This window comes from Azospirillum sp. A23, from assembly GCF_042938965.1.
Lineage (GTDB): Bacteria > Pseudomonadota > Alphaproteobacteria > Azospirillales > Azospirillaceae > Azospirillum > Azospirillum melinis.
The window spans coordinates 606,095-622,071 of record NZ_CP170667.1 but is presented as its reverse complement, the minus strand read 5'-3'; the positions used below and the strand labels follow the sequence as shown (position 1 = coordinate 622,071).

General features: G+C 68.3%; 13 protein-coding genes and 2 tRNA genes. 13 read left to right on the top strand and 2 right to left on the bottom strand.

What is annotated here, in order from left to right:
* Positions 1 to 19 precede the first annotated feature (19 nt).
* From ABNQ40_RS20275 to egtB, 9 genes are all read left to right on the top strand, one after another.
* A complete protein-coding gene (locus tag ABNQ40_RS20275) occupies positions 20 to 1,954 on the top strand; it encodes a nucleoside-diphosphate sugar epimerase/dehydratase (RefSeq protein WP_109050885.1) in 1,935 nt (644 codons plus the stop codon).
* Positions 1,955 to 2,115: 161 nt separating this feature from the next.
* Positions 2,116 to 2,190, top strand: a tRNA-Thr gene (locus ABNQ40_RS20270).
* A 36-nt stretch (positions 2,191 to 2,226) separates the two neighbouring features.
* Positions 2,227 to 2,301 (top strand) — tRNA-Thr (locus tag ABNQ40_RS20265).
* A gap of 136 nt (positions 2,302 to 2,437) precedes the next feature.
* A complete protein-coding gene (aroC, locus tag ABNQ40_RS20260) occupies positions 2,438 to 3,517 on the top strand; it encodes a chorismate synthase (protein WP_109047232.1) in 1,080 nt (359 codons plus the stop codon).
* Positions 3,518 to 3,524: 7 nt separating this feature from the next.
* Positions 3,525 to 4,130: a hypothetical protein gene (locus ABNQ40_RS20255; RefSeq protein ID WP_247879458.1), complete on the top strand. Its 606-nt coding sequence runs from the start codon at positions 3,525 to 3,527 to the stop codon at positions 4,128 to 4,130.
* Between the two features lie 80 nt (positions 4,131 to 4,210).
* Positions 4,211 to 6,361, top strand: a complete 2,151-nt coding sequence (rnr, locus tag ABNQ40_RS20250) for a ribonuclease R (protein ID WP_109047233.1) — start codon at positions 4,211 to 4,213, stop codon at positions 6,359 to 6,361.
* A 280-nt stretch (positions 6,362 to 6,641) separates the two neighbouring features.
* A complete protein-coding gene (locus tag ABNQ40_RS20245; RefSeq protein ID WP_391348706.1) occupies positions 6,642 to 8,321 on the top strand; it encodes a S41 family peptidase in 1,680 nt (559 codons plus the stop codon).
* 157 nt (positions 8,322 to 8,478) lie between these two features.
* A complete protein-coding gene (gene rpmG, locus ABNQ40_RS20240) occupies positions 8,479 to 8,646 on the top strand; it encodes a 50S ribosomal protein L33 (RefSeq protein WP_012974790.1) in 168 nt (55 codons plus the stop codon).
* A 228-nt stretch (positions 8,647 to 8,874) separates the two neighbouring features.
* Positions 8,875 to 10,248, top strand: a complete 1,374-nt coding sequence (gene egtB, locus ABNQ40_RS20235; protein WP_247879460.1) for an ergothioneine biosynthesis protein EgtB — start codon at positions 8,875 to 8,877, stop codon at positions 10,246 to 10,248.
* On the opposite strand, the gene ABNQ40_RS20230 is transcribed toward egtB, so the two are convergent.
* Positions 10,172 to 11,512 (bottom strand): PAS domain-containing protein, encoded by a 1,341-nt coding sequence (locus ABNQ40_RS20230; RefSeq protein WP_109047235.1) that lies wholly within the window; start codon positions 11,510 to 11,512, stop codon positions 10,172 to 10,174. The genes egtB and ABNQ40_RS20230 overlap by 77 nt on opposite strands.
* A 70-nt stretch (positions 11,513 to 11,582) precedes the next feature.
* Entirely contained in the window at positions 11,583 to 11,774 is a 192-nt protein-coding gene (locus ABNQ40_RS20225) for a hypothetical protein (protein WP_109047236.1), read from the bottom strand.
* Between the two features lie 366 nt (positions 11,775 to 12,140).
* Here ABNQ40_RS20225 and ABNQ40_RS20220 point away from each other — a divergent pair, with 366 nt between their 5' ends.
* The 4 genes from ABNQ40_RS20220 (at position 12,141) to leuA (ending at position 15,950) form a co-directional block, all read left to right on the top strand.
* Positions 12,141 to 12,590, top strand: a complete 450-nt coding sequence (locus tag ABNQ40_RS20220; protein WP_098739305.1) for a pilus assembly protein TadG-related protein — start codon at positions 12,141 to 12,143, stop codon at positions 12,588 to 12,590.
* Between the two features lie 123 nt (positions 12,591 to 12,713).
* Positions 12,714 to 13,109, top strand: a complete 396-nt coding sequence (locus ABNQ40_RS20215; protein WP_109047237.1) for a CidA/LrgA family protein — start codon at positions 12,714 to 12,716, stop codon at positions 13,107 to 13,109.
* Positions 13,106 to 13,828, top strand: coding sequence for an LrgB family protein (locus ABNQ40_RS20210; RefSeq protein WP_109047238.1), 723 nt, complete (start codon positions 13,106 to 13,108; stop codon positions 13,826 to 13,828). The genes ABNQ40_RS20215 and ABNQ40_RS20210 overlap by 4 nt, the downstream gene beginning before the upstream one ends.
* A gap of 424 nt (positions 13,829 to 14,252) precedes the next feature.
* Positions 14,253 to 15,950, top strand: coding sequence for a 2-isopropylmalate synthase (leuA, locus tag ABNQ40_RS20205; RefSeq protein WP_109047239.1), 1,698 nt, complete (start codon positions 14,253 to 14,255; stop codon positions 15,948 to 15,950).
* The last annotated feature ends 27 nt before the right edge of the window (positions 15,951 to 15,977 follow it).

The window sequence follows — 15,977 nt, the reverse complement described above, 5'->3', positions numbered from 1 at the left end:
ATGAACAAGGTTTAGCGGCATGCGCATCCCGTCCGCACGGGCCTCCCTGGTTTTCCTGCACGATCTGGTGATGACCGGGGTCGCGCTGGTCGTCGCCCTGTACCTGCGGGTGGGCGGTTCCGCCTTCGGCCTGTATTTCGACGCCCTGACCATCGCGCTGCCGGTACTGGTCGGCGTTTCGGCGGCGGTCTTCCTGCTGTTCGGGCTGTACCGCGGCATCTGGCGCTACGCGTCCATTCCAGACCTGATGCAGGTGGTGCGCGCCGTTACGGTGGCGGTCCTGTGCTTCGTGCTGGCGATGTTCCTGCTGACGCGAGCCGAACTGCTGCCGCGCTCGCTGCCGCCGATCCTGTGGCTGGTGCAGATGCTTCTGCTCGGCGGGCCGCGCTTCGCCTATCGCTTCATGAAAGACCGCCGCTTCAGCTGGGCCGAGGCGGTGGAGGGCGTGCCGCGCATTCCCGTGCTGCTGCTGGGCGTCGGCGACGCCGCCGAACTGTTCATCCGTTCGCTCGACCAGCCGGGCCAGTCTGCCTATCGCGTGGTCGGCATCCTCGACGACAAGGGCCGGCGCGTCGGCCATGCCGTGCGCGGCGTGCCGGTGCTGGGCGGTCCCGACGACCTGGAACAGGTGGTCCAGACGCTGGAGCGCAAGCACGAGCGGCCGCAGCGGCTGATCGTCACCAAGGGCAATGCCGAGTTGAAGGGGTCGACCCTGCGCAGCCTGCTCGACCGGGCGGAGGCACTGGGGCTGGTCCTGTCGCGCCTGCCCAGCCTGACCGAGTTCAAATCGGCGCTCGGCGAAGGCAAGGGCATCGAGGTGCGACCCATCGCGCTGGAGGATCTGCTGGGCCGGCCGCAGGCGGTGCTGGACCGCGGCGCCATTTCCGGACTGGTCGGCGGGCGGCGGGTGATCGTCACCGGCGCCGGCGGCACCATCGGCAGCGAACTGGTCCGCCAGATCGCCGCATTGGGACCGGAACGGCTGATCCTGCTCGATGCCGGGGAGTTCAACCTCTACAGCATCGAGATGGAGGTGCGGGAGAAGTTCCCCGACCTCGACCCGCGTCCGGTGATCGCCGACGTGCGCGACCGCGACCGCATCATGCGTCTGTTCCAGGAGGAGCGCCCTGCCCTGGTCTTCCACGCCGCGGCGCTGAAGCATGTGCCGCTGGTGGAGGCCAACCCGTGCGAGGGCACGCTGACCAACGTCGTCGGCACCCGCAACGTGGCCGATGCGGCCCGCGCCGCCGGCTGCCTCGCCATGGTGCTGATCTCCACCGACAAGGCGATCCGTCCGACCAGCGTCATGGGGGCGGCCAAGCGCTTCGCCGAGACCTATTGTCAGGCGCTGGACGTGCTGCCGCCCCGCGACGGGACGGATCATGCCACCCGCTACATGACCGTGCGCTTCGGCAATGTGCTGGGCTCCTCGGGCTCGGTGGTGCCGCTGTTCACCCGCCAGCTGGCGAAGGGCGGCCCGCTGACCGTTACCCATCCCGACATGCGCCGCTATTTCATGACGGTGCGCGAAGCGGTGGAACTGGTTCTGCAGGCCTCCGCCCACGGCGCCACGCGGGCGGAGGATCGCGGCAAAATCCTGGTGCTGGACATGGGCGAGCCGGTGAAAATCGCCGACCTCGCCCGCCAGATGATCCGGCTGGCCGGCTACCGCCCCGGCGTGGACATCGAGATCGCCTACACCGGCCTGCGTCCGGGCGAGAAGCTGTTCGAGGAAATCCTGACCGCCGCGGAGGCGCCGAGCCGCACCGAGGCCGACGGCGTCTTCCTCGCCTCCCCCCGGCTGATCGACTATGCGCTGATCAACCGCGCCGTGGGCGAGTTGGAGGCGGCTGCGCGGGCCGGCGATGGCGAGCGGGTCCTTTCGATCCTCGGCACCGTCGTGCCCGATTTCCGCGCCGAAGCGGTGCTTCCGCCGGCCGCGACGCAGGCCTGATCCGGGCAGTCGTTCCGGGCGCGAAAAAAAGTGAGGGACAAGGTGATTTTAAGCGCTTGCATCCCCAAAAGGCCTGTGGCATAACCCGCGCCACTTCGGGGGGCGGTCAAGCCTGAACGCCTCACCCGGACACATCGCCCCAGCGATGATCGGTTATCGGGGCTGCCGTAGCTCAGTGGTAGAGCACTCCCTTGGTAAGGGAGAGGTCGAGAGTTCAATCCTCTCTGGCAGCACCATTCTTCCGATCTTGTCATGAGGCGCCTGCATCTGGCGCTGCCGTAGCTCAGTGGTAGAGCACTCCCTTGGTAAGGGAGAGGTCGAGAGTTCAATCCTCTCTGGCAGCACCATTCCCCTTTTTAAAAACTCCCCCTTAAAAATCAGCGCATCGCTTCCTTGACCTTGCCGCCGAAAGGCCGCAAGAAATCCGCGCAAATAGACGCTACGTCATTTATCGGCGCGGGTTCGTTTCGGGAGGATGTCACCATGGCCGGCAACAGCTTCGGCACGCTTTTCCGCTTCACCACCTGGGGCGAGAGCCACGGCCCGGCCATCGGCGTCGTCGTCGACGGCTGCCCGTCGCTGCTCGACCTCGTGGCGGAAACGGACATCCAGCCCTGGATGGACAAGCGCCGGCCCGGCCAGTCGCGCTACACGACCCAGCGCCAGGAACCCGATCAGGTGAAGATCCTGTCCGGCGTGTTCGAAGGCAAGACGACCGGCACGCCCATCTCACTGCTGATCGAGAACACCGACCAGCGCTCCAAGGACTACAGCGACATCGCCGGCAAATTCCGCCCCGGCCATGCCGACTACACCTACTGGCAGAAATACGGCATCCGCGATTACCGCGGCGGCGGCCGCTCCTCGGCGCGGGAAACCGCCTGCCGGGTCGCCGCCGGTGCGGTGGCGCGCAAGGTGTTGGGGTCCGCCATCCAGGTGCGCGGTGCGCTGGTGCAGGTCGGCCCGCACAAGATCGACCACAGCCGCTGGGACTGGGCGGAGATCGACAACAACCCCTTCTTCTGCCCCGACCCGGTCGCCGCCACCCAATGGGCCGAGTATCTCGACGGCATCCGCAAGAGCGGCTCGTCGGTCGGCGCGGTGGTCGAACTGGTGGCCTCCGGCGTGCCGGTGGGACTGGGCGACCCGCTCTATGACAAGCTCGACAGCGACCTCGCCTGCGCGATGATGACGATCAACGCGGTCAAGGGCGTCGAGATCGGCAATGGCTTCGCCGCCGCCGAGCTGACCGGCGAGGACAACGCCGACCAGATGCGCATGGGGCCGGACGGCCAGCCGCAGTTCCTGACCAACAATGCCGGCGGCATCCTGGGCGGCATCTCCACCGGGCAGGACATCGTCGTGCGCTTCGCGGTCAAGCCGACCAGCTCGATCCTGACGCCGCGCCAGACGGTGGACACCGCCGGCAACGACACCGACATCCTGACCAAGGGCCGTCACGACCCCTGCGTCGGCATCCGCGCCGTGCCGGTGGGCGAGGCGATGATGGCCTGCGTCCTGGCCGACCATCTGCTGCGCCGGCGGGCGGAACGGCGGGAGTGACCGCCCGATGCCCGGCCAGATGCCCAGACGCCGCCACGGACAGCGCCTGATCCCAGCCCTGGCGATGCTGGCCGCCATCGCCTTTGCCGCCATCGCTGCCGCTCCGGCGGCGATGGCGGACGACAAGCCGTTCCGGGAGTTCGACGAGAGCTTCAAAAGCTGGAAGCTCTACTGCCAGCTCTGGTCCGGCAAACGGCAGGTCGAATGCGAGCTGTCCGCCCGCGGCGTCAACGACCGCACCGCCCGGCTGGTCTGGCTGCGCTCGACCGAACGCTGGCGCGAGGGGCTGCGCTTCCGCGTCTCCCCCGAATCGCTGGATTTGGACCGGCTGGTCCGCGTCTGGGCCGATCGGGCGGTGTTCAAGCCCGATTCCCCCTGCAAGCCTTTCCGCTTCGAAACCAACACCTGCGCGATGACCGATCCCGACCTGAACCGCCGCATGGTGGAGAAGATCGCCCCGGCGCCGGAGGTTTCCATCGTCGGCCAGTCGCCGGCCGGGGAGAAGACGGAGGTCCGCTTCCCGCTGGCCGGCTTCCGCGAGGCGCTGGAGCGCAGCGACGCCATCCGGGCGATGGTCGGCCGCAGCTGGGCGACGAGTCCCGGCCCGGAGTGATCGCCATGCGGAGCGATCCCGCTACGGATTGATCCCTATATAGCCATACCAGCGACAAGAACCGACGGATCCCCCGCCCAGTGACCGACAGCCATTTCCCCAGCAAGGACGCCATCCTCGCCTTCATCCGGTCCAGCACCACCCCCGTCGGCAAGCGCGAGATCGCCCGTGCCTTCAAGCTGTCCGGATCGGCCGACCGTGAGACGCTGAAGGATCTGCTGCGGGAGCTGGAGGCGGACGGTACGGTGGAGCGCGGGCGCAACAAGCGCATGGCCCCGCCCCAGTCCCTGCCCGCCGTCGCCGTGCTGCTGGTCACCGGCGTCGATGCGGACGGCGGGCTTGCCGCCCGGCCGCTGACCTGGACCGGCGAGGGCAACCCGCCGCGCATCTTCCTGCTGCCGGAGAAGAAGTCGCGGGGAGAGGAGAAGCCGCTGGCGGTCGGCAACACGCTGCTGGCGAAGCTTGCTCGCATCAACGACCGCCTCTACGAAGCCCGCGTCATCCGCCGCATCGACGGGGAGCGCGAGGGCCGCATCCTCGGCGTCTACCGGCCGAGCGCCGATGGCGGGCGCATCCTCCCGACCGACCGCCGCCACAAGACCGAATTCCTGGTGCTGCCACCCAACCGCGGCGATGCCGAGCCGGGCGACCTCGTCTTCGCCGACATCCTGCCGGCCGGGCGCGCCGGCCAGCCGCAGGCCCGCGTGGTCGAGCGGCTGGGCTCCACCGACGAGCCGCGCGCCTTCAGCCTGATCGCCATCCATGCCCACGGCATCCCCACCGTCTTCCCGCACGCAGCCTTGCGCGAGGCGGAACTGGCGGCGATGCCGGCGCTGATGCAGCGGGAGGATCTGCGCGACATCCCGCTGGTAACCATCGACGGCGCCGACGCCCGCGACTTCGACGATGCCGTGTGGGCGGAGGCCGACGGCGATCCGGAGAACCCGGACGGCTGGCACCTGATCGTCGCCATCGCCGACGTGTCCTATTACGTGCGGCCGGGATCGGCGCTTGACCGCACCGCCTACGAGCGCGGCAACTCCGTCTATTTTCCCGACCGCGTCGTGCCGATGCTGCCGGAGGCGCTGTCGAATGGCCTGTGTTCGCTGCGGCCGGGGGAGGATCGCGCCTGTCTGGCCTTCCACCTGTGGATCGACCGCAACGGTGTGCTGATCCGCCATCGTCTGGTGCGCGGGCTGATGCGGTCGGCGGCGCGGCTGACCTATGAACAGGCGCAGGACTGCCACGACGGCCGGCCGGACGAGGTGACGGGGCCGCTCGCCGACGGCGTGATCGCCCCGCTTTTCGGCGCCTATGCCCGGCTCGCCGCCGCCCGTGCCAAGCGCGGCACACTGGAACTGGACCTGCCGGAACGCCGCGTCCACATCGACGAACGCGGCCGGGTCGCCGAAATCGCCAGACGCGAGCGCCATGACAGCCATAGGCTGATCGAGGAGTTCATGATCGCCGCCAACGTCGCGGCGGCGGAGGTGCTGGAGCGGCGCACCATGCCGGGCCTCTACCGCATCCACGACCGCCCCTCGATGGAAAAGATGGAGGCGTTGCGCGGCTTCCTGGCCGGGATCGGCCACCCGCTGACCAAGAGCGCCGACCTGACGCCCGACCACTTCACTCGCATCCTGCGCAAGGTGGAGGGAACATCGCACGCGCCGCTGATCAGCGAGGTGGTCCTGCGCGCCCAGGCCCAGGCCGCCTACAGCCCGGACAACATCGGCCATTTCGGGCTGGCGCTGCACCGCTATGCCCATTTCACCTCGCCGATCCGCCGCTATGCCGACCTGATCGTCCACCGCGCCCTGATCCGCACGCTGGGGCTGGGCGTCGGCGGGCTGGACGACGAGACGCTGGGCCGGCTGGCGGAGATCGGGGACCATCTGTCCGGCACCGAACGCCGCGCCGCCACCGCCGAGCGCGACGCGGTGGACCGCTACACCGCCGCCTTCCTGGCCGACCGCATCGGGGAGCGTTTCAGCGGCCGAATCTCCGGCGTCAGCCGCTTCGGGCTGTTCGTGCGGCTGGACGAGAGCGGCGCCGACGGGCTGGTTCCGGCCAGCAGCCTGCCCGACGACCGCTACGACCATGACGAGGCCGCGCACGCCCTGGTGGGACAGCGTACGGGGCGAACGTACCGCCTCGGCAGCCCGGTCAAGGTGGTGCTGGTGGAGGCAGATCCGGTCAGCGGCAGCACGCTTTTCCGGCTGGCCGACTGAGGCCTGACGGAAGAGTCACCCCAGACCCGTTGCAGAATGGCAACGCTTGAGCCAGGAGGCCGGCCGGAAGGCGACTCGTGGGCAGGTCACGGTTTCAGGGTACCGCCGCCATACAAGCGTGGCCTTGGCGACACAGGGTTGGACATTCCGCAACATTGTGGTGCGGCCCGCAATTTTGTCCCGCCCGCCCTCCTGAACGAAGGTGTATCTATCACCCATCCGGGATCGGGAACATCCTCCTCCGGTCCGGCTGCAGGAAAGGGAGGCCGCGGTTCGCCCCATGGCCCAGTTCGATCACAACGTGTGCGATCACGGCGTGTGCGACCAGAATGCACCGTCCCACGTGCCGTCTTTTCGGATCTCCGCCCTATCGGGCGCCCTGATTTCAGGTGTGGCGCGCCGCTTCAGCCGCCCGCTCCGTCATCTGGCCTTCCAGTTTTCCGCCGCAGCCCTTCTCGCCACCACTACTCTTGCCGGAACTCCGCAGGCCGCGAACACCGCGCCGCAGCCGGTGACCGAACAGGTTTTCTCCGTCGGCTTCGCCAAGATCGCCGAGGTCTATCTGGAGCCGGTGTCCTTCAACCGCCTGGGAATGGACGGGTTGAAGGGACTGACCGCGCTCGACCCGTCGGTGACGGTGGAGCATGCCGGCAGCACCGTACGCCTGTACGTGTCGGGCGCCCTGGCGGCGGAGTACGGGACCGCGGCCGATGGCGACGCCGCCGGCTGGGCGGTTCTGACCACCCGCATCATCGACCGCGCCCGTGCCTACTCCCCGACCCTGGCGAAAGCGACGCCGGAGCGGCTGTATCAGGTGGTGTTCGACGGCGTCACCGCCGATCTCGACGGCTATTCCCGCTACACCGGCGTCCAGCGCGCCAGCAACGAACGCGCCCAGCGCGAGGGGTATGGCGGCGTCGGCCTCTCGCTGGACACCACATCCAACGGTCGCGTCATCGTGCATGACGTGATGCCGCACAGCCCGGCCGAGCGCGTCGGCATCGTCGACGGCGACCAGATTCTCGCCATCGATGGCGACCTGACGACGCGGATGAGCGCGGCGGACATGCGCGAGCGGCTGCGCGGTCCCACCGGCACGCTGGTCACGCTGACCGTCGCCCGCGACAATGGCGCCCCCCGCCGGCTGCCGCTGCGCCGCGAGCGGGTGGTGCCGAACACCGTCACCTATTCGCTGTCCGGCGACGTCGGCATCGTCAAGCTCGACCGCTTCAACGCCACCACGGCCTCCAGCCTGCGGTCGGCGGTGACCTCCATCCGTCAGGCGGCGGGGCCGACGCTGCAAGGCATGGTTCTCGACCTGCGCGGCAATCCGGGCGGTCTGCTGGACCAGGCGGTCGCCGTCGCCGACCTGTTCATCCGCCGCGGCAGAATCATCTCCACCGAAGGACGCAACCCCGAAAGCCGCCAGCGCTTCGACGCCAACCCCGACGACCTGCTCGACGGGCTGCCGCTGGTGGTGCTGGTCGACGGCCGCTCCGCCTCGTCGGCGGAGGTGGTGGCGGCGGCGCTGCAGGACTCGGGCCGCGCGGTGGTGGTCGGTGCCTCCAGCTATGGCAAGGGCAGCGTCCAGACGGTCAACCGCCTTCCCAACGACGGCGAGCTGTTCCTGACCTGGAGCCGCATCTACACCCCGGCCGGCTATACCCTGCATCGCCAGGGCGTCCAGCCCACCGTCTGCACCAGCCGGGCCGGCCAGACCGATCCGGAGGCTCTGCTGTCCGACCTGCGCGAGGGGCGGCTGCGCCCGGCGCAGGTGGCGAGCTGGCGGTCCAAGGCGGCCGACGACGAGCATGCGCTGAGCGCCCTGCGCGAAGCCTGCCCGTGGAAGGAGCACGAGCCGGAACTGGACCTGAAGGTCGCCATGCGTCTGCTGGCCGAGCCGGGGCTGTACCAGCGCGCCGTCGCCACCGCCGTGGTCAACACGGTGGCGGAGCGCTGACACCTGTTTCGGGGGGCGTCGCTGTGGCAATCGCCGTCGGACGCCAGATTCACCGCCCATAGGGCTTGACATTGCGGCGTCAGACGGTATTTTCCGCCGCTACGACGCCGCCCCCGCCGGGCCGGCGGGGCACGGATTTTTTGTCGGGATCGAGATCATGGCCAAGCAGAACACCGTCCTCATCAAGCTGGTGAGCACGGCTGACACCGGTTTCTTCTACGTGAAGAAGAAGAACCCGAAGAAGACCACCGAGAAGCTGTCGTTCCGCAAGTACGACCCGGTGGCGCGCAAGCACGTCGAGTTCAAGGAAGCCAAGATCAAGTAAGTCTTGTCCGACACTGAGCTGTGCTTCCAGTGAACAAGGCCGCCTTCCGGGCGGCCTTTTCGCTTTTGGTTCCATGCATCGCCGGTGCCTTTTATCGGCCATTGCAGATGCGGCGTCCGGTCGCAGCCGCTATTTGCGGTGACTGTTCCACCACGGATGCATGCATTCCAAAAGTGGCGCTCCGGGTGGACACTCTCCGAAGAGATCCGGATTTCGGAGGGACCGCCCGTGCCCGACACACATCCCATCCTGAGCGCAGATCCGACCGCCGCGCAATCCCTCACCGAACGCCGGCAGTCCCTCGCCACCCGCTTCCAGAAGGCACGTTCCCGCACCGCCGAACTGGTCGCCACCCTGTCGCCGGAAGACCAGATGGTGCAGACCGTTCCGGACGGCGCACCGGCGAAATGGCATCTCGCCCACACCAGCTGGCTGTTCGAGGTCGCGGTGCTGATTCCCTTCAGCCCCGGCTATCGGACGGCGGACCCGGCCTTCCTCGACCTGTTCGCCGCCAACAGTGATGGCGGCGTCGCGCCCACCCGCGTTCTGTCGCGCCCGACAGCGGCCGAGATCATGCGCCACCGCGACCAGATCAACGCCGCGGTGCTGCACCTGATCGACGGCATCGACGACGGGCTTTGGGACCCTGCCGAATCGGCGCTGATGATGGCCATCGCCCACGAGCGGCGCCATCAGGAGCGCATGCTGCTGCACATCAAGCATGCCCTGTGGAGCAACCCGCTGCGGCCGGCCTACGAGCAGGCGCCCGACCACCCGCATCTGGGTGCCCCGCCCGATGGCTGGCTGAATCAGCCCGGCGGCCTCGTCGAGGTTGGCCGGCCGATGCCGTTGCCCGGATTCGACCATGAGAGCCCGCGCCACCGCGTCTGGCTGGAGCCCTACCGGCTGGCTGCCCGCCCGGTGACCTGCGGCGACTATCTCGCCTTCATCGAGGCCGGCGGTTACGGCGACCGCTCCCTCTGGCTGTCCGATGGTTGGGGGGTCGCAAAGGCCGAAGGCTGGAGCGCCCCGCTCTACTGGCAGCGCGGCGACTCCGAATCGGGCAGCCGCTGGCAGGTCTTCACCCTCTATGGCATGCAGCCGCTCGATCCCGACGAGCCGGTCTGCCATGTCAGCTGGTACGAGGCCGACGCCTATGCCCGCTGGGCCGGCAAGCGCCTGCCGCGGGAGGCGGAATGGGAAGCGGTCGCCGCCGGCTGCGACAGCATGGGCAACCTGTTGGGCACCGGCCATCGCCATCCGCGCGCCGGCACCTGCCATGGCACCGGCCCCTGGCAGATGTGCGGCGACGTGTGGGAATGGACCGCCGACGCCTTCACGACATATCCCGGCTACCGCCGCCCCCACGCCGGGGACAAAACGGCTCTGGACGAGGCGGTGAACGGCCGGCTCGCCAGCAACCGCATGGTGCTGCGCGGCGGCAGTTGCCTCACCCCCTTCGACCATGCCGGCCCGTGGACGCGCCATTACCTGCGTCCGGAGACCCGGCTGTCGATGAGCGGGTTCAGGCTGGCGGAGGATGTGCCGGCGACACCTGCGCGTCGCCGCCGGCGATCAGCGCCCGCGCCTGCCCCTGGGTGACGACTCCGCGTTCCGTCAGGCGGGACAGCAGCGCGACGGCAAGCTCGGCCTGGGCCCGCGCCTCGCCCTGGGGACCGTTGCTTGAGCGGCGGGGCAAAGCGAAGGCCTCTGCCAAACGGTCGGACGATGCACCGGCCAGGGCCGGGTCCAGCGCTGCCGCCAGCGCGCCGAGATCGAGCGTCGGCGGAAACGCCGGTTCGGCGATGCCTGCCAGGGCTGCCGACCGCGCCAGCGCCGCAATCGCCGAGTCGATGCCGATCCCAACAGCGATGCAGTTGTGCAGCGCCTCCTGGATCGCCGGCCACACCGCGGCGAAGGGGCGTTCGCCCGCCACCATGGCGGTGCCGATGCCGTGACGGGCCGCCGCCTCGGCCGGTACCGGCTCGATGGGATCGATCAGCAGGGCGAGCGACACGGTCGGAAAGATGCGCGACCCGACCAGCCGGACGGTGCCGACCGCGATCACCGGACCGCCGTCAGCCTCCACCCCCGCAGTCGCCACCCAAAGCGCAACGAACGGCAGGGCGGCCAACGGCTCCTCGTCGCCAAGCGGGGTGGCGGGCTGGGCCGGACGCAGGCTGAGCGTGCGCTTGCCGCTGAGGCCGGCGGCGTGGGCCATGCCGCGGGCGGGGAAAGACAGCAGAACACCGGCGCTGAGCCCCAGATCGGCCACCCGCGCCGACAGTTCGCCGTCTTCCGTCCGGCGCAGCACGGCGGTGACGGGGACACCGCCGCCGCGCGCCCGCTCCATGGCGCGGGCCAGATCGTCACGGAGCAGCGACTTGCCGATGTCGGCCCCCTCCTCCACACCCAGCAGACGGGCCGCGGCAGGGTTCAGCTGCTCCACCCGCCCCTGCTCGTCGAGGATCAGCAGAGGATCGTCGGACAGGGCCAGAGCCGCCCGCAAGGCCCGGTCGATGCGCCCGCCGCCCAGCGGTCCCTCACCCAAACCGCGCTCGCTGCCGCGGGCCAGACTGACCACCTCGGCCAAGCGCGCCAGTTCGCCGGACATCGGTTCGAGATCGACCCGGTTGCGGGCGCCCGACAACCTGTCGGACAGGCGTTCGAGGTCGCGGAAATGGCGCGACAGTCGCGAGAAGACGAACCACCCCGACAAAAGTCCGAGCCCGCAGATCGCCAGGCCGCGGGTGAAGGCGGTTCGGTCGTCCGCCGCCAGCTGTGTGATCTCTACGCCCAGAAACACCAGCGCGGCCGCCGTCACGGCCAGCCCCAGCATCACCACGCGCCAAACTCCGCCCCTCATCGGGCCGTCTCCCCATCATTGCGCCCGGAGTCTAGCGGGCAGAGGGGAAACGGAGAAGCCGCACGCGTGTTCAGCGCATCAGGACGATGGTCCAGGCGCCCTCCACCTCGGCCATCAGGCCGGCCAGCGCACCGCGCACCGCGCCCGACAGGCCGACCAGCAGAAGTGCCACCGCCGCAACAGCCAGCGCATTGTCCAGGAGCGACCGCGTCGGCCAGCGTCCGGTGGAACGGTCACGGGCAAGAGACGGAAAGAACGGCATCGGCGGCTCCGGTCTGGAGGGAGTGGGACTTGGTCCAAGCCTACCGACGGCGATGACGAACAAGCCCTTAACGCGGTGCCGGGGAGTGCCGCTTGACTCACCTTTGACTCGGCACAGCCGCGATTCACGAAGGTTTTTAAAGTCGAGGCAGCGCTTCCCACCCCCATGCGGAGGGCTCTACCCTTTACGGCTGCGTCCGCGAATTTGGGTTACCGCCTTTGCGTAAAATACATAACAACTTGCGCCGCGATTTTTGCTGTCCTTCACCTGCATTTCTTGGTTTGCCTGTTTGTCGGATGATGCTAAGAGTGATGCATCCAATCAAAACACTCCTTTCCGCATAGGCAATTGCTTGGGAGGCCGGCAATGACTTTGGTCTATCGTCCCCTGCCCTATGGCGGGCACGAAGACCGGCGGACGGGTCGTCACCTGCTTCTGGTGGTCGCCCTGATCCTTGCCATTCCGACCGCGTTGGGTGCCGGCTGCACCGTCGATGCCTTGCGCAGCTATGCGGTGGAAGCCCGGCTGTCGCAGGCGGTCGATGCCGCCGCGCTGGCCGGCGGGCGCGTGATGTTCGACTCACAGCGCGACGGACACATCCGCAGCTTCTTCGACAAGGCCTTCCCCAACGGCTTCCTCGGATCGAACCTGTCGCCCCTGACGATTGCCGAGGATGCCGCCGCCGGCACCCTGACGGTCAGCGCCCACGCCACCGTCAACGCCATCTTCCTGCGCCTGTTCGGCAAGAAAGAGGTGACGGTGGAAGCGCAGTCCATCGTCCGCCGCGGCCAGCACGTCCGCAGCAAGCTGCAATAACCTCCCCACTTCCTGACCGAGACTCATCGCCGATTCGCGACGCTCGCATTCGCGGAATGCAGCCCGGCGACTTCGCAACTGCGGTAGAAGGAGCGCAGCACGCCCCTTCTATCGGAGTCCGCGATGCTCGGAACCCTGACGCTCCTGCTGCTCTGCCAACTGGCCGGTGAACTGGCTGCCCGCCTGTTGCACCTGCCGATCCCCGGCCCGGTGCTGGGCATGCTGCTGCTGTTCGCCGGGTTGCTGCTGCGCGGCGGCGTGCCGGACACGGTGCAGGACACGGCGGGCGGGCTTCTGCGCCACCTGTCGCTGCTGTTCGTGCCGGCCGGCGTCGGGGTGATGGTCCATGTCACCCGCCTGGAGACCGAGGCTCTGCCCATCGTCGCCGCCCTGTTCGGCAGCACCCTGTTCGGCATCGCGGTGACGGCGAAGCTGATGGCCTTCCTGTTGAGCCGCACCGATCCGCGGCTGGAAGAGGAACCGGCGGTCGGAGAGCAGGCCAAGGGAGACCGGGCATGAGCGCCGATCTTCACCAGATCTGGGTCTATCTGTCCGCCAGCCCGCTGGCCGGGCTGACGCTGACGCTGGTCGCCTACCAGATCGGCCTGTGGGTCTTCGAAAAGCTGGGACGGCGCCCGGTACTGAACCCGGTGCTGATCGCCGTCATCCTGATCGCCGGAACGCTCAGCCTGTCCGGCATCGATTACCGCACCTATTTCGACGGCGCGCAGTTCGTCCATTTCCTGCTCGGCCCGGCCACGGTGGCGCTCGCCATCCCGCTCTACAACCAGTTCCAGGAGGTCCGCCGCTCAGCCGTGGCTCTGGTGGTGGCGCTGCTGGTGGGATCCGCCGCCTCGGCGCTGAGCGCCGTGGCGCTGGTCTGGTCGTTCGGCGGCAGCAAGGCGACCATCCTGTCGATGGCGCCGAAATCCGTCACCTCACCCATCGCCATGGGCGTGTCGGAGCAGATCGGCGGCCTGCCGTCGCTGACCGCGGTGTTCGTCATCATCACGGGCATCGTCGCCGCCAGCCTCGGCACCTGGGTGCTGAACCTCGTGCGGGTGAAGGACTGGCGCGCCCGCGGCTTCGGCATGGGCGTGGCGGCGCACGGCATCGGCACCGCTCGCGCCTTGCAGGTCAACGAGGTGGCAGGTGCCTTCGCCGGGTTGGGCATGGGGTTGAACGGGCTGGCGACGGCGTTGCTGCTGCCGACTCTGTACCACCTGATCTGGGGCTGACGCGTGAGGATGGGAAGGATGGAAGGGGCGGCGATGGTTGGTGCATCCCGCAGTCCGATTTTCGCCAATCCGGGCTTGACAGCCATGCCGCACCTGCGCACAGTGCGCCCCATGAACACCATCGACCTGCAGAACGCCCTTCTTCGACTTCTCGGCCCGGCGCTTTAAGCGTCCGGGTTTGTCGCGTTCGCACACCATTTCCATCGGTCGAAGTGTCTGTTCCATGAGCGATGTTTTCAAAGGCGCCGGCATCGGCGTCGCCCGGCCGGGGCCGGGACTGCGACTTACCGACGGTCGCTGAGCCACATCCGGCGGCTCCGCGGCCGTACCCCTCGCCGGTCCCTCCGCCTTTCAAAATCCGATCCGCCGCCCCCGCCCGCACAGACTGCCGGGCCCGGAGCCGCCACTGGAGCCGAACGACGCCATGAGCACCGCGACCCAAACCAACATCCCGAGCCTGCCGAAGTCCCCGTCCAAATACGCCCCCTTCCCCCAGGTGAAGCTGACCGACCGCCAGTGGCCGTCACGCACCCTGGACAAGGCGCCGATCTGGTGCTCGGTCGACCTGCGCGACGGCAACCAGGCGCTGATCGAGCCGATGGGGCCGGACCGCAAGCGCGCCATGTTCGACCTGCTGCTGCGCATGGGCTTCAAGGAGATCGAGGTCGGCTTCCCCGCCGCGTCGCAGACCGATTTCGACTTCTGCCGCGAGATCATCGACGGCAACAAGATCCCCGACGGCGTCACCATCCAGGTGCTGACCCAGGCGCGCGAGGAGCTGATCCGTCGCACCTTCGAGGGCATCAAGGGGGCCAAGCGCGCCATCGTGCATCTGTACAACTCCACCTCGGAGTTGCAGCGCCGCGTCGTGTTCGGGCTGGACCGCCAGGGCATCGTCGACATCGCCGTCCAGGGTGCCAAGCTGATCAAACAGCTGGCCGACGAGACCCCGGAAACCGAGATCGTCCTGCAATACTCGCCGGAGAGCTTCACCGGCACCGAACTGGATTTCGCCGTCGAGATCTGTGAAGCGGTGATGGCGGTCTGGCAGCCGACGCCCGAGCGCAGGATCATCCTGAATCTGCCTTCGACGGTCGAGATGTCGATGCCGAACGTCCATGCCGACCAGATCGAGTGGTTCTGCAAGACGATGAAGAACCGCGAATCGGCGATCATCTCGCTGCATCCGCACAATGACCGCGGCACCGGCGTCGCCGCGGCCGAACTGGGGCTGCTGGCCGGCGCCGACCGCGTCGAAGGCACCCTGTTCGGCAACGGCGAGCGCACCGGCAACGTCGACGTCGTCACGTTGGCGCTGAACATGTTCACCCAGGGCGTCGATCCGGAACTGAACATCGACGACATCAACGAGATCGTCCGCGTTTCTGAATACTGCACGCAGTTGCCGGTCCATCCGCGCCATCCCTATGCCGGCGAACTGGTGTTCACCGCCTTCTCCGGCTCGCACCAGGACGCGATCAACAAGGGGCTGAAGGCTCTGACCAAGTCCAACACCGGCAAGTGGGAGGTCCCGTACCTGCCCATCGACCCGCAGGACCTGGGCCGCAGCTATGAGGCGGTGATCCGCATCAACAGCCAGTCCGGCAAGGGCGGCATCGCCTATGTGCTGGAGAAGGACTACGGCCTGCAGATTCCGCGCCGCCTGCAGATCGAGTTCTCCAAGGTCGTGCAGCGCGTCGCCGACGAGACCGGCAAGGAACTGTCGCCTGCCGACATCCACGCCGCCTTCCAAGCCGAGTATCTGGACGCCGACAGCCCGCTGGAACTGATCGAGCATTCGACCGAGCCGCGCGGTCCGAACTCGGGCGCCCGCGCCATGAGCGTGGTGATGCGCCGCAACGGCGAGATCGTCACCACCAAGGGCAAGGGCAACGGCCCCATCGACGCCTTCCTGGACGCCCTGCGCCAGGGCTGCGGCACCGACCTGCACGTCGTCGATTACCGCGAGCACGCCATCGGCTCCGGCGAGGACGCCCAGGCCTGTGCCTATGTCGAGGTAAAGACCGGCGACAAGACCCTGTTCGGTGTGGGCATCGACGCCGACATCGTGACCGCCTCGTTGCGGGCCTTGGTCAGCGCTGCGAACCGGTCGGTCCGCTAACGGATCCCGGATGCCAGGGACGGTGCG